The 21,963-nt window shown below is 67.9% G+C and carries 14 protein-coding genes; 6 read left to right on the plus strand and 8 right to left on the minus strand.

Annotation, left to right across the window (positions count from 1 at the left end):
- From VFC51_14935 to VFC51_14955, 5 genes are all read right to left on the minus strand, one after another.
- Positions 1–684: hypothetical protein (locus VFC51_14935; protein HZT08318.1), on the minus strand; the 684-nt coding region annotated here is incomplete at its 3' end.
- A gap of 172 nt (positions 685–856) precedes the next feature.
- A complete protein-coding gene (locus tag VFC51_14940) occupies positions 857–2,770 on the minus strand; it encodes an adenylate/guanylate cyclase domain-containing protein (protein ID HZT08319.1) in 1,914 nt (637 codons plus the stop codon).
- 53 nt (positions 2,771–2,823) lie between these two features.
- Positions 2,824–3,648, minus strand: a complete 825-nt coding sequence (locus tag VFC51_14945) for a carbohydrate ABC transporter permease (protein HZT08320.1) — start codon at positions 3,646–3,648, stop codon at positions 2,824–2,826.
- Between the two features lie 62 nt (positions 3,649–3,710).
- Positions 3,711–4,685, minus strand: a complete 975-nt coding sequence (locus tag VFC51_14950) for a sugar ABC transporter permease (protein HZT08321.1) — start codon at positions 4,683–4,685, stop codon at positions 3,711–3,713.
- 40 nt (positions 4,686–4,725) lie between these two features.
- Positions 4,726–6,048 carry an ABC transporter substrate-binding protein gene (locus tag VFC51_14955; GenBank protein HZT08322.1) on the minus strand — a complete coding sequence of 441 codons (1,323 nt, stop codon included), beginning with the start codon at positions 6,046–6,048 and terminating at the stop codon, positions 4,726–4,728.
- A gap of 276 nt (positions 6,049–6,324) precedes the next feature.
- On the opposite strand from VFC51_14955, the gene VFC51_14960 reads away from it, so the two are divergent.
- A complete protein-coding gene (locus VFC51_14960) occupies positions 6,325–7,098 on the plus strand; it encodes a sulfite exporter TauE/SafE family protein (protein ID HZT08323.1) in 774 nt (257 codons plus the stop codon).
- 54 nt (positions 7,099–7,152) lie between these two features.
- Here the strand turns inward: VFC51_14960 and VFC51_14965 are convergent, their stop codons facing one another.
- Complete coding sequence (locus VFC51_14965) at positions 7,153–7,707, minus strand: hypothetical protein (GenBank protein ID HZT08324.1); 555 nt, start codon at positions 7,705–7,707, stop codon at positions 7,153–7,155.
- 203 nt (positions 7,708–7,910) lie between these two features.
- On the opposite strand from VFC51_14965, the gene VFC51_14970 reads away from it, so the two are divergent.
- The 4 genes from VFC51_14970 (at position 7,911) to mfd (ending at position 16,019) form a co-directional block, all read left to right on the plus strand.
- Positions 7,911–9,923: a glycosyltransferase family 2 protein gene (locus VFC51_14970; GenBank protein HZT08325.1), complete on the plus strand. Its 2,013-nt coding sequence runs from the start codon at positions 7,911–7,913 to the stop codon at positions 9,921–9,923.
- A gap of 63 nt (positions 9,924–9,986) precedes the next feature.
- Positions 9,987–11,540 carry an undecaprenyl-phosphate glucose phosphotransferase gene (locus VFC51_14975; GenBank protein ID HZT08326.1) on the plus strand — a complete coding sequence of 518 codons (1,554 nt, stop codon included), beginning with the start codon at positions 9,987–9,989 and terminating at the stop codon, positions 11,538–11,540.
- Positions 11,541–11,661: 121 nt separating this feature from the next.
- Complete coding sequence (gene pth, locus VFC51_14980; protein HZT08327.1) at positions 11,662–12,246, plus strand: aminoacyl-tRNA hydrolase; 585 nt, start codon at positions 11,662–11,664, stop codon at positions 12,244–12,246.
- Positions 12,247–12,299: 53 nt separating this feature from the next.
- The gene (gene mfd, locus VFC51_14985; protein HZT08328.1) at positions 12,300–16,019 is read left to right on the plus strand and encodes a transcription-repair coupling factor; all 3,720 of its coding nucleotides are present in this window, start codon (positions 12,300–12,302) and stop codon (positions 16,017–16,019) included.
- Between the two features lie 182 nt (positions 16,020–16,201).
- Here the strand turns inward: mfd and VFC51_14990 are convergent, their stop codons facing one another.
- Entirely contained in the window at positions 16,202–16,336 is a 135-nt protein-coding gene (locus VFC51_14990; protein HZT08329.1) for a hypothetical protein, read from the minus strand.
- Positions 16,337–16,405: 69 nt separating this feature from the next.
- On the opposite strand from VFC51_14990, the gene VFC51_14995 reads away from it, so the two are divergent.
- Positions 16,406–20,368: an AAA family ATPase gene (locus tag VFC51_14995; GenBank protein HZT08330.1), complete on the plus strand. Its 3,963-nt coding sequence runs from the start codon at positions 16,406–16,408 to the stop codon at positions 20,366–20,368.
- Positions 20,369–20,727: 359 nt separating this feature from the next.
- Here the strand turns inward: VFC51_14995 and VFC51_15000 are convergent, their stop codons facing one another.
- Positions 20,728–21,921, minus strand: coding sequence for a M24 family metallopeptidase (locus VFC51_15000; GenBank protein HZT08331.1), 1,194 nt, complete (start codon positions 21,919–21,921; stop codon positions 20,728–20,730).
- Positions 21,922–21,963 lie beyond the last annotated feature (42 nt).

Below are 21,963 nucleotides of genomic sequence, written 5' to 3' on the forward strand. Positions count from 1 at the left end.
CGGTCGCGGAGGGCTCGTCGGCGTTGCGGATGGCGCTTCAGCCGAGCCAGGCAGCGCCGCGGCCGTCGTGGGGCGCGAAGCTTGCTCTTCAAAGGGCAGGGTCGGCTGAGCCCGCGGCGTGCCGGCGATTGGCACCGCAAGACCAGTGCTGCTCGCCGTCGGCCGCGGACGAACCGCTGTGGCATCCAGGAGACGCGCCACCGCCACCGGCGTCCCCGTGGTGCTTTGCGGGGCTCGGTGCGCCTGCTGGAGATCGGTGGCCCGTCCAGCGATCTCGTCCGTCGTCGCGAACACGGGCGACCGGTCTTCAGTATCCCGCAGAGCGTTGTCGATGGCGCGCTGGTCGCTCGCCGCCTCGGACAACACCTCCGGGCGGACGGGCCCGAGGCGATGGGAGACGCTGATGAAGCTGACGCGCGGCGCGCCGGACTCCTCGTCCGGCGCGATCACGGCGTAATCCGTGGTGCGTCCCGCGTCCGGCGAGTAGTCGGCGAAGAACTCGCGATTCAGGAACGTCCCGCTGTAGCGTGTGGGCGTGGCGAACGCGATCGCCCCGCGATAGCTCACGATCAGCACGATGGCGAGGGACGTTCCGACGAGGGTGACGAGCGCGAGGTAGAGGACCGGTGCAAAGGCCGCCTCGCTTCGACGCCCATGATCGTCGGCATCATCCGGCCGGACCACCCCTCAGACTCCCCCTGGCTCATCCGGGCGACCGGCGGTGGCGGCCTGACCGAGCCCGCACCAGGGATCTTCGAGGGCTTGGACCATGCTCAGCGGCATCCATGCATGGCGCCGGGGATACGCCTCTTGGCGAGGGCGCCGGGCGCGGCACCCCATAAGCCTTCGCAGCACGCTACGCGCGGGGCGCTGCCGCGCCACCCTGTTCCTTTAGGAGGCCGTCATAGGCGCGCCGACGCGCAGGCGGCACGGCATTCATTCGCCCGAGAATCGGATACACGAGCGTGTCGCGGGTTCGTCCGCGCAGTCGTATGCTCCAAGGACGGCCAACCTCCACGACGTCGCTCGCCTGCTTATACGTTTCCTCGCTGATCAGCAGATCCCATCCGACTTCCTTGCACAGCTCCTCGATGCGCTGAGCGGTATTAACCGCGTCGGAGATGATGGTGTACTCCATCCGGTCCGTTGAGCCGATGTTGCCGACGACTGCCGTCCCCGTGTTGCCGCCTATTCCCATTCGGATCGGCGGCGCGCCCTCCCGGACGAGGGCCTGGTTGAACGCCTCACACGTCTCGACCATCTCCACCATCGCGAGGACGGCCTTGCGGGCGTGATCCGGATACCACTCCGTGGCGCCAAACTTCGCGAGGATGGAGTCGCCCATGTACTTGTCGACTTCGCCGTCATACTTGGTGATCGCGGCGACCATGGCTTCGAAGTACCGATTGAGAAAGTCGACGAGCGCTTCGGGCTCCATTTTCTCGGAGAGCGGCGTGAAGTCCCGAATATCGCTCTTGAACACGGTGATCTCCCGGCTTACCCCACCCATGCTCAGCTCGCCGGCCTGGATCAACCGATAGACTTTGGGGCTCATGTAGCGTTCGATCGCTGCCCGCGACCGCTCTCGCTCGCGAAGCCCGCCACGCATCTCGTTGAATGCCTCGGTGAGGATCCCGTGCTCGTCCTCCGTTCGTACGGGAACTTCGAAGTCGAGGTCATTGCGGCGGACGCGGTCGGTCGCCTCCACGAGGGCATACACCGGCTGGGTGATGCGCCGGGCCAGGGCGATGCCGATGGCGAGAACGAGGACCAGGACGCCGGCGAAGAGGACGATCATCGCGACGCGGGCCTGAGCGCCACGCTCCTCGATGATGTTGATCACGTTCCCCGTCCCGACGACGAAGTTGGGCTCGCGCCGAATCGCCAGGGCTCCGAGGGCTTCGACGTACAGAACGTCGCCCACCCGGGAGCGCCGCACGACGACGTCGTTGCCGCGAAGGGCCGCTGCGCGCTGGTCGCTGGGCAGCGTCAGCGCCTCCGCCAGGGTCGAAGCCGAAGCCCGAATGGTGCTCACCATCGGCGAGCCGTCGACGTCGTAGATGGTGATGCCCCTGGAGCCGGCTTCCTGGCTCAGTCGACTGGCGACCTCATCGATGGGCACGCTCACCGCGATCGCGCCCACGAGGTCGTCATCCAGGCGCACTGGCGCCGCGGATACGAACATCCGCCCCCACGGGGTCGCGACGATGCCCGCGTACTTGTCTCCCAGCTGGTCGGATGCGCCGCGCAGCACATATTGGATCGGCGCCGACTGCCCAGCGCTGGGGTCGACGCGCGCCGACGCGTCCGGACCGAGGCTGGTGGCGCGCAGAGAGAGGAGCTGCGCGCCGTCCGCGCCAAACACGTCCACGTAGGCGATTCGGTCGTTCGCGGCGATCGGCGCGATCAGTCGCTGGAGCGCCGCCGTATCGTTGTCCGCCAGCGCGCGGTCGACACCCTCGGTGAAGGCCATATGCCGTAGCGACGTCAGGTTGCGGTCTTCGAGCAGCACCATCGCTTCGTTGGCCGACCGCCCCGCCGCTGCCAGCTCCTCCCGGTACTTCTCCTCCAGCGAGCTGTCCAGCATGTCGATGGTGATGCGCGTGGCCAGGAGGGCCACGAGGACGAGGAGAACGAGATAGGGGAGGATGATCTTGCCCGCGATCCGGCGGGTGAACAGGCTACGCGCGGCAACGAGGACATTTGCGCCGCGCCCAAATGGCGGGGCGGAGGCGGCAGGTGACGCGGGGGTGGACTCGGCTTCGATCATGCTCGCCTGGCTCGATCGGAGGGTTCTCGGCCGCGGGATTCTATCCCACAACGCTACCCTTTGATCGATCCGGCGATGATTCCGCGGACGACAAAGCGTTGCAGACTGAAAAACACCGCGAGCGGAACAGACATGGAGACGAAAGCAGCGGCGGTGAGAAGCTGCCAATTCTGTCCGAGCGAGTTCACCAGATTGCTCACCGTCACCGTCATCGGCGCGACGTCCGGCGAGCCTCCGAGAAACACGAGCGCAACCAGCAGGTCGTTCCAGACCCAGAGGAACTGAAAGATCGCCAGCGACGCGATGGCCGGACCGGACACCGGTAGCACGAGACCAAAGAATACGCGGGGCGGCGACGCGCCGTCGACCTCCGCGGCCTCGAGCATCTCGCGCGGAAGCGCCGCGAAGAAGTTCCGCAGTAGGTACACGGCGAGGGGCATTCCGAACCCCGTGTGGGCGAGCCAGACGGCGAGGAACGTCCCGTTAAGACCGAACAGCGTGAAGAGCTGAAGCACCGGGATCAGCGTGACCTGGATCGGGACGACCAGCAGGCCGACCACCGCGAGCGACAGGATGGTTCGCCCGGGGAACTCCATCCAGGCGAAGGCGTAGGCCGCGAACGCGGCGAGCACGATCGGGATGACGGTGGCCGGCAGGCTGATGACCACGCTGTTCGCGAAGCTTTGGGCCATATTGTTCGCCGAGAGCACCCGCTGGTAGTTCGCCAGGGTGAACGCGAAGGGCGGCGTGAAGGCGGTCCACCAGCCGCTCGCGGCCACGAGGGCGGGCGGGCGGAGCGAGCTGACGAAGAGGGCGACCGTGGGTAGCATCCACACGACGGCTATGCCGACGACCGCGAGATGCACGAGAAGGCGCATCGCCCACCGACGCGCCGCAGCGGAAGCCGAGCCACCAGGTCCCGCCCACGCCGCTAACGTGATCACCTTGCCCCCTGCTGGCGAAAACGCCGGAGATTGAGCGCGATGGCCGGGACGACGGCCAGCAGGAGGACCACGGCGAGCGCGCTCGCGTGCCCGAAGTCCCGGACCGTGAACATCTCCTTGTACATCCGATTCGCGATGACCTCGGTCTCGTAGTTCCCATTCGTCATCACGTAGACGATGTCGAAGGCTTTGAGCGCGAAGATCACCATCGTGGTCGCCACGACCGCGATGGTGTCGCCGAGCATGGGGATCACGACAAAACGAACGGCCTGCAGCTCCGTCGCGCCGTCGACGCGCGCCGCCTCACGAATCTCTGAGGGAACACCCTTCAGCGCGGCGGAGAGGACCACCATGCAGAATCCAGTCCAGACCCACGCCGCCGCGACAATGAGGGCCAGATTGTTCCAGGGCGGGTTGTCGATCAGCCAGGCATGTGGGTCGAATCCAGGCGCCACGAACATCAGGAAGGCGTTCAGCGTGCCGGTCTGCGGCAGCGGTGGCGGACGGAACTCGTACATCAACCGCCAGATGACGCCCGCCGCGACGAAGGAGATCGCCATCGGCAGAAACACGACCGCCTGCGCCACCCGCTCGTACCGCACTTGGTCGGTGAGGAGCGCGATGGTCAACCCCAGGAGGACCACCGCGGTCGGGAAGACGACGATCCACAGGAGGTTGTTTCGGAGGGCGACCTGCACGCTCGGATCGCCCAGCACGGACGCGTAGTGGGCGAGCCCAATCCACGCGCCGGTCGATGGATTGCGCACGGACAGCAGGACCGTATTGACGGTGGGAAGAACGAGAAATGCCACGACCGACGCGAGGGCGGGCGCCAGCCACAGCCATGGGCGCGCCGCGCGCCGGCCGTTTTGCGGCAGGAGGCCCAGAATGCGCTCGCCAACCGTGACGTAGACGACGCCCGAGGTGACGACTGCCGCCACGGCGGCAATGGCGACGACAAGTCGATCCATCGCTCCTCAGATGCTCCGGAGGCGCTGGCGCGTTCGTGATTTACGTGGCGTAGGCGCTGGTCCGAACCGAGTCGAGCGTCGAGAGGATGGAATCAAGCGAGTCTGGATTGTTGACGTAGTCGAGGATGGCCTTCCAGAAGGCCGTGTTCATCGCGTCCGGCATGAGGTCAGAGGCATCGAAGCGCACGGTCCGCGCACCGGTCAGGAGCTGTGCCGAGCGGGTGGACAAGGGGTCCGGATAGTCGGTCAGGGGAACCTGTCGGTTCGGGGAGATCGCGCCGCCGCGCTTGACCCAGATGGCCTGCGCCTGTGGGGTGCTCAGATATTTGACGAGCGCGCGGGCCTGCGGCGTGTCTTTGAACATGCCGAACAGGTCACCGGCGGCCTCGACGGCTCCGGCATACTGCGAATCGATGTCCGGGAAAGGGAAGAAGTCGAAATCGTCGACGGGGTTGAGCCCTGGGTTGGCCTGAAGGAAGAAGCTGGTGATGAAGCTGGCCTGGTGGTGGAGATAGCACCGCGGGGGATCGCCGAACATCGGGGTGCCCGCGTCGCCGAAGTTCGTCGCCAGCATCCCCTGGCGCCCGCCAAAGACCATCCGGGGATCGGCGACGATCTGGCCCCACGATTGCCAAGCGCGTTTGATCTCCGGCGAGCTCCAGGCGAGCCTGCCCTGATACCACTGGTCGTACACGTCCGGTCCTGCCTGGCGAAGCACGATGTCCTCGAGCCAGTCGGTGCCCGGCCACCCGCTGGACGCGCCACCCTCCAACCCGATGCACCACGGAGTGACACCGGAGTCCGCGATGCGGCGGGAGAGCGCCATCAGCTCGTCCCATGAGGCCGGCTTTTGGTAGCCGGCCCGGGCGAAAGACTTCGGGTCGTACCAGATGAGCCCTTTCGCCGCGGCCTTGATGAAGATCCCGACCTGCTTACCGTTCACCTGCCCGAGCCGCAGCCACTCGTCCGAATACTGATCCCGCATCGCCGACATGTCGAGGACGCCGGCGAGATCCACCAGGTGGCCGCCCCGTGCCAGCTCCGCCATCTGCCCGGGCCCCGGGAGACCCGCGACATCCGGGGGGTTCCCGCCCTGGACGCGGGTCGTGAGCACGGCGTTCAGATCGCGCGTCGACTCGTATTGGACGTGAACGCCGGTCTGATCTTCGAAGGGTTTGACCATGGCGAGAAAGCTGTCCTGCTCGTCCCCGCCCCAGGTTGCCAGGACGTCGACCGAGCCGCCAAGCTTTCCCGAGGATTCGGCGCCCGGCCGCTGCGCAGCCTGCGGCGTGCAGCCCGCGACAAGCGCCAGGGCGATTGAAGCTACGACGAATCGGGCACGCCGTGCCAGCCAGATGCTCATGGCGCCTCCAGCCGCGGGAACGACCCCTCTCCAGATTAGCACAGCCGCGGGGCCAGAAACGCCGTCCTGCATCCGCTCCCCGCGCATTGGGCGGTCGACGCCAGGCGGGTGGGCCGATGCTTCTGGTAGGATGTTGACGGCGATCGCGCGCGGCCCCTCACCGCGGTGAGCCCCGGCCCGCGCCCCCATTCGCTTCGGATCGCCCCAGCCCGACGCCGACTCATGTCGTGCGGCGGCTTGCGCCCATCATCCCATCCAAGCGGTCGGAGTGCGTACGTGGACCCTGTGCTGCCCTGGCTCATGCTCTTCGCCACGGCGATCTTCGGAGGCTCTCTCAACGCCGTCGCCGGCGGCGGGACGTTTTTGACCTTTCCGTCCCTGGTGTTCGCTGGCATCCTGCCCAAGACGGCGAACGTGACTAGCACCGTCGCCCTCTGGCCCGGCACATGGGCGAGCGTCGCCGCCTACCGGCGCGAGCTGGCGCATCACCGCCCGGCGCTCGTGGCGGTGCTGGCAAGCGCGAGCCTGCTGGGCGGCCTCAGTGGCTCGCTCCTCCTGCTGAGCACGCCGCAGATCACTTTCGTTCGCCTGGTCCCGTTTCTTCTGCTCATCGCGACGGTCCTCTTCGCGTGCGGGCGAAGTCTGACGAGCTGGCTGACACGGTGGACCCAGGTGAGCGACGCGACGTCGCGGCGATCACTCGTGGGGCTCTGGGTAGCTCAGTTCGTGATGGCGATCTACGGCGGCTATTTCGGCGGCGGGCTCGGGATTCTCATGCTCGCCGCGTTCGTGGCCATGGGGATCGACGACATCCAGGAAGCGAACGCGCTCAAAAGCCTGCTGACGGCGTGCATCAACGGTGTCGCGGTCATCGTCTTCGTCTTGTCGGGCATCGTCGTGTGGCCGCACGCGCTGGTCATGCTCGGCGGAGCCGTCATCGGCGGGTATGGCGCTGCCTCCATCGCGCGCCGCATCGACCCCCGCTTCGTACGGGCGTTCGTCGTTGCGGTCGGGGCGACGATGACGCTGCTCTTCTTCTTCCGGGCGTAGCGCCGCGGCGCGTGCGTCCCGGACAGTCAGGGCACAATCGAGGGAGCTGACCCGCTAGGGTGCCGGCGTCGGCGTTGCGATGACCCCCTGGCCCTCGGGCAGCGGGGTCAGCTGGATCTGCAGAGACGGCATCGCGGCGGGCGTCGGATTGACCGCCACGCCGATCGAGGTCGATCCCGATCCCATCTGGTTGAGCTGCGTCATCATGTCCTGGATCGCCGATAGGTCGACCATCTGGCTGATGGACGATAGGTCCGGCGTCGGGATCTCCGCGCCCGTCGGTGTCGCGGTGGCAGCCGCCTCCCCGGTCTGCGCGGCGGTCGCATTGGGAGCGTCGCCGGGGTCGGCGGATTGGCCCGATCCGGCCTCGTCGGGCGGCGTCGCGTCCTCGGCCAACTCCGCCAGCGCGACCATGGCGCGGGTCTGGATCTCCTGACCGATGGCAGACGCGTTTTGATCGCCGCGCGAAACGGACTGGACGGCGATGGAATCGACGGTGACCGGCTGCGGGCTGCAGGCGGCCGCCGAAGCCCCTAACAGCAGGACCGCGACAGCGCTGACGACTCCCGCATGAAGCTCGCTTGTGCGTCGGGAAAATCGGTTTGGCATGTCCCCACTCGTGTACGGAAATTGGCGCTTCGATCAGTGTACCTGACTGGTCTGTCTCCGTCGCGGGCCCCGCTCATCTGTTGGACGGCCGGGCGGTGTGATCGCACGCACACCCCGGGCTCCAACAGCGCCGCGACGGAATCGCCTTCGCCTTCGGCCGGTCGACTCCGGACATCGCCGCCCACTCCTGCTAAAGTACGGGCATGCCAGCGCACCGGTCGCGCATCTCACTGGTGGCGACCGTCCTCAACGAGCGACGAAGCCTCCCCGCGCTTCTCGCCTCCATCGCCGACCAGACGCGCGCTCCTGACGAAGTCATCATCGTCGACGGCGGATCCGACGACGGCTCCTACGAAATCCTACGAACGTGGGCGTCCGAGAGCCCCGATCGCACGGCGCTTCAGGTCCCGGGCGCCAACATTAGCCGCGGGCGAAACGCGGCCATCGCTCGCGCATCTGGCGACATCATCGCGGTCACGGACGGGGGCGTCCGCCTGGACCCCGCATGGCTCGAGCGGTTGGCCCAGCCTCTCGAAGCGGACTGCTCGATCGACGTGGCCAGCGGGTTCTTCACTTCCGACCCCCGCACGCTCTTCGAGTGGGTCCTCGGGGCCACCGTGCTCCCAACCGGGGACGAAATCGAGCCGGGCGGATTTCTCCCGTCCAGTCGTTCGGTGGCGATCCGCCGGTCGATGTGGGAAAAGGCTGGCGGATATCCCGAGTGGCTCGACGTTTGCGAGGACCTGGTGTTCGACCGCGCGTTACAGGCTGCCGGGGCGCAATTCGTGTGGGTCCCGGACGCCATCGCGCGGTTTCGGCCTCGCGCCGGCTTCCGCGCATTCTTCCGCCAGTACTATCGCTATGGACGCGGCGACGGGAAAGCGGACCTGTGGCGAGCGCAACACGTCATGCGCTACATCGCGTTCGCGGCGGGGGCTCTCCTCCTCGCGCGAGCCCGGAGGCAGCCCGGCGCCGCGGGCCTGCTCGTGGTCGGCACCGCCGCGTACGCGTATCGTCCGGCGCGCAGGCTGGTGTCGAGCGCGCGAGCTCGGCCCACGGACGACGACGGCCGCGAACCGAACGCGCCGAGGTGGGACCAGCGCAGCGGGCCAGGAGACCGCCACCCGCCGTTCACACCCGGCGATTCCGTCGACTTCGTGCGCGCTGCCGCGCTGATCTTGCCGATCCGGATCGTCGGCGACGTTGCGAAGATGCTGGGGTACCCGGTCGGCCTCCTCTGGCGGACCACCCACCGCGACCGCATCCCCGCGGCCGGCCTGCGCGACGACGTTGCCGCTGCGCGCCCACGCCCCGTCGCCGCCACCGGCAGTTGTGACGTGACCGTAATCATCGTCAATTACAACACGCGGGAGCGACTTCGCTCCTGCTTGCGATCGGTCGCCCGGAGCAACGGGCCGCCCACGATTCAGGTCATCGTCGTAGACAATGCGTCGTCGGATGGCAGCGCGAATATGGTTGCAGCGGAGTTCCCAGACGTCGAGCTGGTGCGCAATTCGGCGAACGTTGGCTTCGCGAGAGCCAATAACGGCGCGATCGAGCGTTCGTGCGGACGCACGGTTCTGCTCTTGAATCCAGACACCGAGCTTCCACCAGACGCCCTCCCGACACTCGTTGGTTATCTCGATGCCCATTCCGATGTCGGAGCTGTCGGCCCGAAGCTGGTTCTTGCAGATGGAACGCTCGATCTGGCATGTCGCCGCAGTTTCCCGACGCCTTCGGTCGCCTTTTACCGGCTCTCCGGGCTATCTCGTCTGTTTCCGGGACATCCGCGATTTGGACGCTACAATCTGCGGTTTCTGGACGCTGACGTCGAGGTGGATGTGGACGCGGTTTCGGGCGCCTGCATGCTCGTTCGGCGGGAGGTCATCGACCAGGTGGGTGGGCTCGATGAGCGCTTCTTCATGTACGGTGAGGATCTTGACTGGGCGTATCGCATCAAAGCCCAGGGATGGCGCATCCGATACAATCCGGGAGTGGTCGTGCGGCACTATAAGGGAGAGGCGAGCCGCCAGGACAGCCAGCGCGCCACCATCGCCTTTTACGACGCAATGCGGCTGTTTTATGAGAAGCACTACCGCTCATCGACGCCCCCGGCGCTCCGCGTGGTAATCGTGGCGGGCGTGTGGGCGCGGTTGATGTGGTCACTCGTGAAAAATGCGCTGCGAGCACCCAGCCAGCGTCGGGTGGCGACGTGATGGTGGGAGCGTCGCCATCTCATCGCCCAGACCTGACGTGACACGATACGGGAGCGACTGACGGTGGCGAACGAGTTCGCGCGCGTCGAACATCCCCGTGCTTCCCTTGTCGCGGCGGTCCGTGACTCCGATGCGCTCGCGACTCGGCCCCTGCCACGCCGCGCCGTTCGAACGGGCCGCGTCATCCGGACATCGTGCGTGCTGGCCATGGTGGTGGGAGACGTCGCGGCCATCGTCCTCGCGTTCCTGCTCGCGTACCAGATTCGCGCCGCGATGGAGCCCAGGCCCAGCCGGCTGACGCCCTTCAGCGACTATGTCCCGACGCTCGCATTCCAGATCTTCGCGCTCGTCGCCACCATCGCCCTGATGCGACTTTATCTGCCGAGGCGAGGCGCATCGCATTCCGAGCACCTGGGCGCGATCTTCCTCGCCGTGACCATCGGGAACGTGATGGCAATGGCGCTCGCCGCGTTCAGCCTGCGGGGACTGGACGTGCCCCGTCCGATGCTCATCTACGCCTGGGGACTCTCGATCCTGTTCGTGTGGGTCAGCCGCCTCGCCATCGAGCAGGGGATGCGTCTGGCGCGCCGCGCCGGCCTGGATCCCGAGCTGATGATCATCATCGGCCCGGGAAACGAGGGACACACCATCCTTCGCAAGATTCTGGCAGCGCCCGAGCTGGGATACCGAGTAATCGGGTTCGTGGGCACCGGGGAGCCCCTCGGCGGGGCGGTGGACGGCGCGGCGCCCCCCGTGTCGCTCCCCGGCGCCGCGAATGGCGTCGACCCGCCCGTCTTGGGTAGCCTCGGCGATTTGCCGCGGCTCCTCGAGATGTCGGGTGCCCGCGAGGTCGTCGTCGCCGACCCCGAATTGACCCATGCGGAAGTCCTCGACGTCGTCGCGGCCTGCGACCGGGCCCGCGTCAACGTGAAAGTCTTCCCCGACGTCTTCCAGCTCGTGGTCCGCGAGGTGGGCGTCAGCGAGCTGGGCGGGCTGCCGATGCTGCGCGTTCGCGACGTGAACCTGCGTGGCTGGAACCTCCTCGTCAAGCGCGCGCTGGACATCGTCCTGTCCGCGACGCTCCTCATCCTCCTCTCGCCGGTGATGATCGCGGTCGCCATCGCAGTGAAGCTCAGCTCTTCCCAGGGGCCGGTCTTCTTCATCCAGGAGCGCGTTGGCGTCGACGGCAGGCCTTTCGCGTGCGCCAAATTCCGAACCATGCACGTCGACGCGGAGGCTCAGACGGGACCGGTTTGGGCGCTACCGGACGACGCGCGGACGACCCGCCTCGGGCGCTGGCTTCGCCATTACTCCATTGACGAGCTGCCTCAGCTCGTCAATGTCCTCATGGGCGACATGAGTCTCGTGGGCCCAAGGCCCGAGCGGCCGTACTTCGTGGAGCAGTTTCGGCGCTTCATCCCCCGGTACGAGAAGCGACATCAGGAGAAGGCCGGCGTGACCGGGTGGGCGCAGGTGAATGGGCTACGCGGCCAGTCGCCGATCGAGGAGCGGACCCTCTATGATTTGTTTTATGTCGAGCACTGGTCCCCAGCGTTCGACCTCAAGATCCTGATCCAAACGATCGCCGCGGTGGTGCGCGGCCGCAACGCCTACTGATCGGCCCATCGGTCACCGATCACGCCGCTCAGCGCGCCGTTTCTCGCCCAGCGCCCTCGCTTTCGCACGGATGTCTCAATGGCGGCCCAGCGTTGCTGGCCATTCGGTAAAAACGCAGGACATGACGAAGCTCATCGTCGGCCTGGGGAATCCCGGGCCGCGCTACCACCACACGCGCCACAACGTCGGTTTCGCGGTCGTCGCCGAGCTGGGGCGACGGCACAACGTGCCCGGCAGGAGCCGAGGCCCGGTCATCGTGGGCGAAGGCGCCATTTCGGGCCAGCCGGTCGTCCTGGCACAGCCAACCACCATGATGAACGCGAGTGGCGCGCCCGTCGCGCTCCTGCGCAAGCGCCACAACGTTTGGAGCCTGGATGATCTCCTGGTCGTCGTCGACGACATGGACCTCGCCCTCGGCACCGTTCGCCTCAGGCCCCGAGGGAGCGCCGGCGGCCACAACGGGCTCAAGTCCATCATCGACGCCCTGGGAAGCCAGGACTTCCCGCGGCTCCGCGTGGGCATCGGTCGTCCGCCGCCGGGGGTGGACCCCATCGACTACGTCCTCACGCGCTTCAGCCCAGCGGAGCGGGCCACGATTGAGAAGGCGATTGCGACCGCCGCGGATGCCGTGGAATGCTGGATCGAGCATGGAGCGGACGAGACGATGAACCGGTTCAATCGAACCTCCGCACCGGGCTCACCGTGACGCGCCACCGAACGCGTCGACGTTTCCGCGCCACCCGGCCGGCGTGACGCCCCATGAGGCTCAACCGGCTGCTCTCAACGATCCGGCGAGACGCGGGCTACGCGGCCCTACGAGACCGCCTCGTCGACTCGGCGGCTTCCGATGCGATCGAGGCATCGCGCCGCGCCGGCGCCAGTCGAGTCCGAGAGCCCCTCCGGATCTCGCTCCTGGATGCCGCGAAGCCGGCGTTCCTCGCAGCGCTCCACGCGGAGCTGCGTCGCCCGACGATCGTTCTGGTGAGCCGCCTCGCACGCGGTCGGCAGCTCGCCCAGGAGCTGGAATCCTGGTCAGAGGACCCGGCCTCGGTGTATCTCTTCCCCGACCTCGACGCCCTCCCCTATGAGCGGCTGCCTCCCGGCCCCGAGCACCTCTCGATGCGGATCGAGGCGATGCTCGCCCTCGCCACGTCGGCGCAGCCCGCGGCCGCCCCTCCTCTCGTCGTGGCGACGGCCCGCGCAGCCATGGACCGAATCATGGCCCCGGACGCATGCCGGGCGACGACGTGGACCGTGGCCGTCGGCGATCGGATCCGCCCGGACCGGCTGATCGGGGACTGGGTCCGCGCGGGATACGAGCCCACATCGGTGGTCGAAGGGCCCGGCGAGTTCGCCCGGCGCGGCGGAATCCTCGACGTGTTCCCGCTTGGAGTCCGCCAGGGCTCGATGGCTCCACCGGCGACGCGCCCAGCGTTCCGCATCGAGCTGTGGGGGAACGACGTCGAGTCGATTCGTCTATTCGACCCAGCCACGCAGCGATCGGGCGAGCGCGTCGATCGGTTCGTCATCGGACCCGGACACGAGGTGCTGGTCGGAGACTCGACGGTCGCCCGCCGAGCGCAGGAGATGCTGGACCTGAGCCGCGCGCGGCCGCGGGTTCGGGACGACGTCGAGGACGAGCTGCGCATGTTGGGCGAGGGGAAGACCTTCGCGCTGCTCGAGTGGTATCGAGGACTTCTCGGGTCCGCGTCGATTCTCAGCTATCTGCCACCGAACGGGCTACTGGTCGTGGACGAGATCGGCGCCGTGGCCACGACGGCGCGCTCCCTCGAGCGCCAGGCTGAGGAGCTGGCGATCGATCTGGTCGATCGGGGGGAGGGGCCTGCGGGTGTGCCTCGACCCTACTGGACGTGGACCGAGCTGGAGGAGACTCTGGGGCGAGGCGACCTCGGCGCTCCGTCGCGCCCCCTCCGGCTCGACTTCGCCCTCGACGCGGACGCCCTCGACGGCGCATTCGTCCCGGCCCCGGCGTACCAGGGCGCCATCCAACGCCTAATAGACGACGCGCGGGCGCCCGCCGTCCGCGATGGGCGGCCGGCGGAGCATACGGTCGTCGTGAGCCAGCAGGCAGCGCGGCTGGCGGAGCTATTGCGCGACGACGCCGTGGCTTTTACCGAGCTGGCGGACGGAATGGCCGCGAGCGAAAGCGAGCCCGTGCACGGCTTTATTCTGGCCCACGGCGTCCTCGGCGAGGGATGGATGAATCGCGAGATCGGGCTTACCCTCCTCACGGACCGCGAGATCTTTGGGTGGGCCAAAGTCCGACGGGCGGGTCGCCGTCTGACCGTCTCCGCCCGTGAGCGCTTCTTGAGCGATCTGGAGGTTGGGGGGCTCGTGGTCCACGTCGACCACGGCATCGGTCGATTCCGTGGGCTGGTCCGCATCGCAGACCGCGAAACCGGCATCGCGCGGGAGTACCTGGACATCGAGTACGCCGAACGTGGGCGGCTTCGGGTACCGGTCGAGCATGCCGATCGAGTCTCGCCCTACATCGGGGCGGGAGAGGCGCTGCCCGCGTTGACCAGGCTGGGAAGTGGCGAGTGGCATCGAACGAAGCAGCGCATCCGCGGCGCCGTCCAACGGATCGCCAAGGACTTGGTGGAGCTATACGCGCGCCGCGAGCTGGCGGCGACGGACGCGTTCGGCGAGGACACGCCGTGGCAGATGGAGCTGGAGGCGTCGTTTCCCTACGTCGAGACACCGGACCAGCTCCAAGCCACCGCGGAGGTGAAGGAGGACCTCGAGCACCCGCGCCCTATGGACCGCCTGCTTGTGGGAGACGTGGGATACGGGAAGACGGAAGTCGCGCTTCGGGCGGCCTTCAAAGCCGTGAACCAGGGCAAGCAGGTCGCCGTGCTCGTGCCCACCACCGTACTCGCGCAGCAGCATCTCCAGACGTTCCGCGAGCGACTCGCGCCGTTCCCGGTGCGGGTTGAAATGCTGTCGCGATTCCTCACCGACCGGCAGGCGCGTGACGTCATCGAGGGTCTGCGCGACGGGCGCGTCGACGTCGTGATCGGAACCCATCGCCTGCTCCAGCGGGACGTGGGCTTCAAGGACCTCGGGCTCGTGATCATCGACGAGGAGCAGCGATTCGGCGTCGCCCACAAAGAGCGCTTCAAAGAGCTCCGAACAGAAGTCCACGTCCTCACCCTCTCGGCGACGCCCATCCCCCGCACCTTGCACCTCTCGCTGGTCGGGGTGCGCGACCTCAGCATGATCCAGACGCCACCGGAGGAGCGCCTACCGATCCGGACCGCGGTCGCCGAGCACGACGAGGGATTGATTCGCGAAGCGATTCTGCGCGAGCTGGACCGCGGCGGGCAGGTCTTCTACGTCTCGAACCGCGTCCATTCCATCAACCAGGTGGCCGCACGGCTCTCCGCGTTGGTTCCGGAAGCGCGCATCGTCGTCGGCCACGGACAGATGAGCGATGAAGAGCTCGAGGAGGCAATGCTCGCCTTCGCCAATGGCGACGCGGACGTCCTGGTGTGCACCACGATCATCGAGGCTGGGCTGGACCTCCCGAACGTGAACACGATCATCGTGACGAATGCCGATCAGTTCGGCCTGTCCCAGCTCTACCAGCTCCGGGGGCGCGTCGGGCGCGCCTCCAACCGCGCGTACGCCTACTTTCTGTATCCGCGCGACCGCCAGCTCACCGAGATCGCCGAGAAGCGGCTTCGCGCGATCTTCGAGGCCACCGAGCTGGGCGCCGGCTACCGGATCGCGCTCAAGGACCTCGAGATTCGGGGAGCGGGGAACCTGCTCGGCGTGGAGCAGCACGGCCACATCAGCGCCGTGGGCTTCAATCTCTATTGCCGGCTGCTGGCCGAGGCCGTCGATCAGCTCAAGACGCTTCGGGAGCAGTCGCTCGAACGGGAGGGCGAACCCGGGGAGGGCGGGCTGAGAATGGAGCGCGTGCTCTCCGGCGCGGCCATCGAGACGCCTACCGCGAGCATCAATCTTCCCCTCGACGCGTCGCTACCGCCGGACTACGTCGAAGACGAATCCGCGCGACTCAACCTCTACCAGCGGCTCGCGTCGGTCCGCGATGGCCCCGCCCTCGGAGAGCTGATGGCGGAGATCGAGGACCGCTTCGGCCCTCCCCCCGAGCCAGCCATGAACCTCTTCTACCTTCTCAGCCTGCGTGTCGCCGCCATCGAAGCCGGGATCGAGGAGGTTCTGGTGGACGCCGGCCAGATCGTGGCTCGATTCCGGGAGTCGCGCGCCATCGACGCGGGACGGCTCGCCCACGATCTGGGATTTCCCATTGAAGCGCGCAGCAACCAGGTTCGCATCCCACTCGGTCGTGGCGCGGGGTGGACGACGCGCCTGCGCGACCTCGTCGACGCGCTCGCCGCATTGCCCCAGTCATCGGATGACGGCCGCGGCGCAGCAGGATCGCGGCCCGGCGCGACGTCCCGTCCCGTTGCCCGCCCTGCCAGGCAGAAGTAGACTCCGGGCGCTCGGACCGGTCGGCACGAGGGCCTGATTCAGCATATCGACGATCGCGCGGTACCGGGCAGACGGTACGAAACCTTTTTAGAGAAGGCCAACCGCGTAGCGGGGAGCATCATTCGGGGCCGTCATCCTCGGTCTCGGGGATCCGGGCGTACCCACGAGCATATGCCTCCGCCTCACCCTGTGACGGGCAGCTCTGCGTCCAGCGCCTGCACGATCAGCTCGCTACGGCTCTGGCCCGGCGCACGCGATCCTTCGAGTAGCCCGAGCAGGTCTGCCGGAAGACTAAGGGAAATTCTTGCCGATTTCATCGTCGCCTCCTCGGGGCGATCATACTCACGGTATGATCGCCCTGAATACATCCGAGGGGAATGGGCGCCATGCTGAGCGAGCGGCAGCAGCGGCAGGTCGATCGCTTCCTCGACGAGGCCGAGGCCGCGCTCGCTGCCCACGACTGGGGGAACGCACGGATCGCCGTGGAGGCCGTGCTGGCGCTCGACGCAGCCAACGCCGACGCGCGCGCCTTTCTCACGGTGGTCGAGCGCGCGGCTGGGGCGGCTCCCGGCGCGACTCCTTCCACGACGCCCGAGGGCGCCTTGCAGACCGCTGCGGTGGAGCCCGCGGCCGCGACTCCCAATGCGTTCTGCGATGGGCGCTATGAAGTCAAGCGCTTCCTCGGCGAGGGCGGCAAGAAGCGCGTCTTCCTCGCCCACGACACCAAGCTCGACCGCGACGTCGCCTTCGCGCTCATCAAGACCGATGGGCTCGATGACGAGGGGCTGCTCCGCATCAGACGCGAGGCCCAGGCCATGGGCCGCCTCGGTGATCACCCCCACATCGTGTCCGTATACGACATCGGCGAGCTTCCCCCCGCCCGAGCATCCGCTTTGGATGGTGGGCGGGCCACACCTTTCCTCGTCTCCCAGCTCATGGCCGGCGGCGACGTCGAAGGACTCATCGAGCGCGCCGACAACCACCGTGTCCCCCTGGCCTCCGCCCTCACCATCGCCGACCAGGTGTGCCAGGCCCTCGCCCACGCCCACGCCCACGGCATCGTCCACCGCGACTTGAAGCCGGGGAACGTCTGGCTCACTGCTGACGGCACGGCAAAGCTGGGCGACTTCGGTCTCGCCGTCGCCCTCGACCGTACGCGCCTCACGCAGGCGGGCATGATGGTCGGCACGGTGAGCTATATGCCGCCGGAGCAGGCTATCGGCGGCGAGGTCACCCCGCGCTCCGACCTCTACTCCCTCGGCGCCATGTTGTACGAGCTGACGACCGGCCGCCCGCCCTTCGTCGGAGACGAGGCCGTCGCCATCATTACCCAGCACCTAAACACCCCACCGGTGGCGCCGACCTGGCATGCCCAGGACCTGCCTCCGGCGCTCGAGGCCCTCATTCTTCGCCTCCTCGAGAAGGACCCGGCGAAGCGGCCGGCCTCGGCCGCGGAGGTCAGGCAGCTCATCGCCGGCGTGGTCTCGGACATCGGGCACGGTTCGGGAGCTGGACCATCGCCGGGACCGTCGGCCTCAGGCATGACAGATGGAGCGACCGGGCTTGGGGCATCCGGCGCAAACCCCATCTATCGCCGCGTGTTCGTTGGGCGAGAGGCAGAGCTGAAGCAGCTCCAAGTGGCCTTCGATGCCGCGCTCTCCGGCCAGGGCTCGCTCATCGCCGTGGTAGGTGAGCCAGGCATCGGGAAGACGGCGCTCTGCGAGCAGATCGCCACCTACGCCGCCGTGCGCGGCGGAAAGACGCTCGTCGGTCATAGCTATGAGGAGGGCTCGCTGTCGCTCCCGTATCTCGCTTTCGTGGAATCGCTCCGAAGCTACGTCCTCGCCCGCGACCCAGACGGATTGAAGCAAGACCTGGGCAGTGGAGCCGCGGAGATCGCCCGAATCATCTCGGAGGTCCGCGACCGGGTCCCAGTGGAGCTTCGGCCAGCCGGCGACCCGGAAGATGACCGCTGGCGCCTCTTCCAGGCGGTGACGGGATTTCTGCGCAACGCGGCCCAGGTGCAGCCCGTGCTCCTCGTCCTGGAGGACCTCCACTGGGCCGATCGCGGCACCCTCGACTACCTCCTCCACCTCGCCCGCAATCTCACCGGCGCGCGGCTGCTCGTCCTCGTCACGTACCGCGACGTGGAGGTCGATCGTGCGCACCCGCTCTCGGGCACGCTGGCTGAGCTTCGTCGCGTGGCCGCCTTCCAGCGCATTGCCCTCCGCGGCCTCACCGTGGACGAAGTGCATCGCATGATGAACACCATTCGGGGAAACGAAGTTCCCTGGAGCGCGGCCGAGGCGATCCACCGCCAGACGGAGGGCAACCCCCTGTTCGTTCAGGAGGTGCTGCGCTACGTCGCCGAGGAGGGCATCGTTGCTCGCGAGGGCGGCCGGTACATTCGCGCCGATGGCGGCGAGCCCGGGCTGGGCATCCCGGAAGGACTCCGCGACGTCATCGGCAAGCGCCTGTCCCGCCTGAGCCCGGAGTGCAACCGCCTGCTAACCGTCGCGGCCGTCATCGGCCGCGAGTTCGCCCTCGACGTGCTGAGTCGCGTGGCCCGGATCAGCGAGGACGAGGTCCTCGCCGGGTTGGAGGAAGGGCTCAAGGTTGGTGTGCTGGAGGAGCAAGCGCGGGTCGGGGGCGTCCTCTATCGCTTCTCGCATGCCATGTTTCGCCAGACGCTATACGAGGAGCTGAGCGCAGCTAGGCACATTCGACTCCACCAGGACGTCGGCCGGGCCATCGAAGAGGTCCATGCCCGACGCATCGACGACCATACGTCTGAGCTGGCGGAGCACTTTTCCCACTCGTCCGACCCGACGGACCTGGCGAAGGCTGTGGCCTATGGGGAGCGCGGCGCGCAGCGCGCGATGGCGGCCTACGCCTACGGCGAGGCGATCCGCCTGCTGGAACGCGCAATCGAGGTTCAGGAGGTGCTCGATCCGGACGACACCGCGCGTCGCTGCGATCTGACGCTGGCCCTCGGTCGGGCTCTGCTCCCCGCGGGGGAGCCGCGTCGGGCCCACGAGAGCGCCGCGCCGACGGCGTTCGCTCTGGCAGAAGAATTGGGTGACCGTGCGAGGGCGGCTTCGGCCGCCCTCCTCGCGCTCGCCGGTATGAACCGAGCCACTACCGCGGCGATCGCCTCCGGCGGAGAGGAGTGGCGCGTCTGGTGCGAGCGGGCTGATCGCTACGCGGCGCCGGGCACGCTCGAGCGCGTACACACCGACCTGGCCCTCGCCGCGCGTGCCCAGGCGACCCGCGACCGTCGGCGGCGGCGGGCGCTGATCCGCGGCGCCGTGTCCCTTGCCGGCGAGATCGGCGACGCCGAGGCCGCGGTCGAGGCCACCTACCAGCTCCTCTTCGCCCTCGATACCCCACTGGAGGAGCCCGAGCGTGCGGAGGCCGCGCGACGCGTCGTGGCGTCGAACCGGGCATCGGCCAGTGCACGTGGCCAGGTGCGGGTGCTCTGGCGCGCCGCGTACGCCCTCCTCGCGGCCGGTGACCGCGAGGCGTTCGAGTCCATCTTTCGGGAGATCGCCTCTCTCGTGGACCGAACGCCCGACGCCGGCGTCCAGGTGTACCCTCTCTTCGGCCCGGCCACCCTCGCCATTCTCGACGGGGACTTGGAGGGCGCGCTGGACGTGGCAAGGCGAATCGCCGAGCGGGGCGAGGAGGTGGGCGCGACCGGGGTCGGCCGCATCAACTCCCACCACTTCCAGCTCCGACCCCTGCTGCACCTCGGCCGCGGCGGGGACGTGCTCGCCTGGGACGATGGTGGGTTCGGAGGACTGGGACCTTGGCGCGGGGTCCTGGCTCTTGCACACTGTGGCCGGCTCGATGAAGCGCGGAGCGCTGCGCAACCGCTGTATGCGCAGGCCAACCAGGACGAGTTCATGTCGGTCAACACGCTCGCGTGGCTGCTCGAGGCCATCACCATCGTCGGTGACGGCACACGAGCCGGGGTGCTGGCAGAGCGCCTTCGGCCAGCGGCGTCCGCAGTGGCGGCCTCCAACGCCGACGCGACATGCTTCGCGCGGCACGTCGGCGGCGCCGCGCACCTCGCCGGCGATTACGACTCGGCGCGCGCGCTGTACGACCTCGCGCTGGAGGCGTCGGAGCGCGTTCGCTTTCGGCCCGAGATCGCCCTGACTCGGCTCCAGCTCGCTGAGCTGCTCCTCGACGATGGTTTCATCGCCACGCTGTTGCCCGAACGGCGAAAGGCGAGCCAGGAAACGGCGCTGCGCCACCTCGGCTTCGCGGTCGACGAGCTGCGCGCCATGAAGATGCATCCGGGCCTGGAGCGAGCATTGCGCCACAAGGGTCTTCTGCACGCATAGGCGACGCAGAATGCGCATGGCGGGGCATACGCGATGTCATGAGCCCGCGGATTCTGTAGGTAGCCGCCGGCGCCCGTGGACGACCGCTAGAACGACGACGACACTCCGATGGTCGCCGCCCAAATTACGTCCGCCAAGTCCGGGCGATTCGCGTTACCTCGGCGGTGCGCACGGTCGCACCATCGCGAATCGCCTGCTGGGCTCGTTCTACTATCGCCGCCAATAGAGCAGGGGCACAAGCTCCTCCGCGTCGAACTCCTCCGCATACTTCGGAGCATCTCAGCAACGTCATCTTTTCTCAAGGCCGCGAGGTTCCTCACTCGTCCGCTTCCACGTCAATTCTCCGCTGAGCGGCGTGGCTACCCTGCTGCGACGAGCAGCTCCACCTTGCGGTCGCCCAGCTCCCGATAGCCGTCCTGCGTGACCACCAGGCTCGTCCCACCGAGGAGCGTGTCGTCGGCGTCGGGCGCGACGAGGGTGGGCGAGATGCTGTAGACCATGCCCGGCTGCAGCGTGAAGTCGCCCCGGCCGCCGCGCGGGGCGCCCCGGCTGGCGATCAGGAACGACGGCCCAGGAAATTCAGGCACGTCGATGCCGTACTGGTGCATTTGGGAATGGGGCGAAGATCGGAAGCCGGTCTGTCTGCACGCGCCCTCGTAGACGGAGGCCAGCTCCCCGTGCGTAACGCCCGGCCGTACGTGGCGCAGCACTTCGTCGCGAACGTGAAGGACGGCGTCGAACATCGCGCGGTGGGCTGGCTTGGGCTCGCCGAAGGAGATCTCCTGGTCGCTGTGGCCGCCGTACCGGTGGTACTCGGCGTGGGCTGTGAGGGTCCCGATGTCGCCTGGTTGGATCTGGCGGTCGCGCCCCAGCGCGCCGAGGATGGGGTTCTGCTTGGGGACCGCGCCGAACGTAAAGCCGAGCGACGAGTCGAGGTCGCCGCCAGCCTCCCACATGGCCTTGATGCCCTCCTGCACCACCTCAATTCCTCGCATGCCCGGTCGGGCAACGCGGTGGATTCGCTCCACGGCCAGGTCGAAGAGCACGTTCGCACGTTCGATGAGCGCAATTTCTTCTTCGCTCTTGATCGTGCGCAGGTCGAGGAAGATGTCGGTCACATCCTCCAGCTTCGCGTTCGGCAGCGCTTGCTGGAGCTGCGCGTACATGCCGTGACTGAGCCCGCCGATGGCCGCGCGCGAGTCCGCGACCCCGATCGTGCCCCGTTCGAGGCGCAGCTCGCGAACGCGGTCCGCGACGGTCGCCGCGTCGCCGCCGGCGCGGATGTCCTTGACCCAGTCCTGCGCGTCCACGAGCACCTGCGCGGGTACGTCTACGAGGTGCCGACGGTTGAGGGCCACCATGAAGGGCTCGTCCCGAGTCGGGAAGACGCCGACCTGTTCGCCGGGCAGTCCGTTGGACAGATACAACAAGTTACTGCCCACAACCACCACGCAGTCCACGCCGCGCTCGGTCAGTCGCGCGCGCAGCTCGGAATATCTTCGGTCGCGCTCGCCCAGGGTGAGCCGGGGACCATCGCCAGTAACCGTCGCCATGAGACACCTCCTGATCGTCGGGCGGCCAATTTTGGTTCGACT

Source organism: Chloroflexota bacterium (genome assembly GCA_035652535.1).
Taxonomy (GTDB): Bacteria; Chloroflexota; UBA6077; order UBA6077; family SHYK01; genus DASRDP01.

Bases quoted from the DNA above. Each gene is read 5' to 3' on its own strand.
- VFC51_14940 (HZT08319.1), bottom strand. From the start codon at position 2,770: ATGATCGAAGCCGAGTCCACCCCCGCGTCACCTGCCGCCTCCGCCCCG.
- VFC51_14945 (HZT08320.1), bottom strand. From the start codon at position 3,648: ATGCGCCTTCTCGTGCATCTCGCGGTCGTCGGCATAGCCGTCGTGTGG.
- VFC51_14950 (HZT08321.1), bottom strand. From the start codon at position 4,685: ATGGATCGACTTGTCGTCGCCATTGCCGCCGTGGCGGCAGTCGTCACC.
- VFC51_14955 (HZT08322.1), bottom strand. From the start codon at position 6,048: ATGAGCATCTGGCTGGCACGGCGTGCCCGATTCGTCGTAGCTTCAATC.
- VFC51_14965 (HZT08324.1), bottom strand. From the start codon at position 7,707: ATGCCAAACCGATTTTCCCGACGCACAAGCGAGCTTCATGCGGGAGTC.
- VFC51_14970 (HZT08325.1), top strand. From the start codon at position 7,911: ATGCCAGCGCACCGGTCGCGCATCTCACTGGTGGCGACCGTCCTCAAC.
- pth (HZT08327.1), top strand. From the start codon at position 11,662: ATGACGAAGCTCATCGTCGGCCTGGGGAATCCCGGGCCGCGCTACCAC.
- mfd (HZT08328.1), top strand. From the start codon at position 12,300: ATGAGGCTCAACCGGCTGCTCTCAACGATCCGGCGAGACGCGGGCTAC.
- VFC51_14990 (HZT08329.1), bottom strand. From the start codon at position 16,336: ATGAAATCGGCAAGAATTTCCCTTAGTCTTCCGGCAGACCTGCTCGGG.
- VFC51_14995 (HZT08330.1), top strand. From the start codon at position 16,406: ATGCTGAGCGAGCGGCAGCAGCGGCAGGTCGATCGCTTCCTCGACGAG.
- VFC51_15000 (HZT08331.1), bottom strand. From the start codon at position 21,921: ATGGCGACGGTTACTGGCGATGGTCCCCGGCTCACCCTGGGCGAGCGC.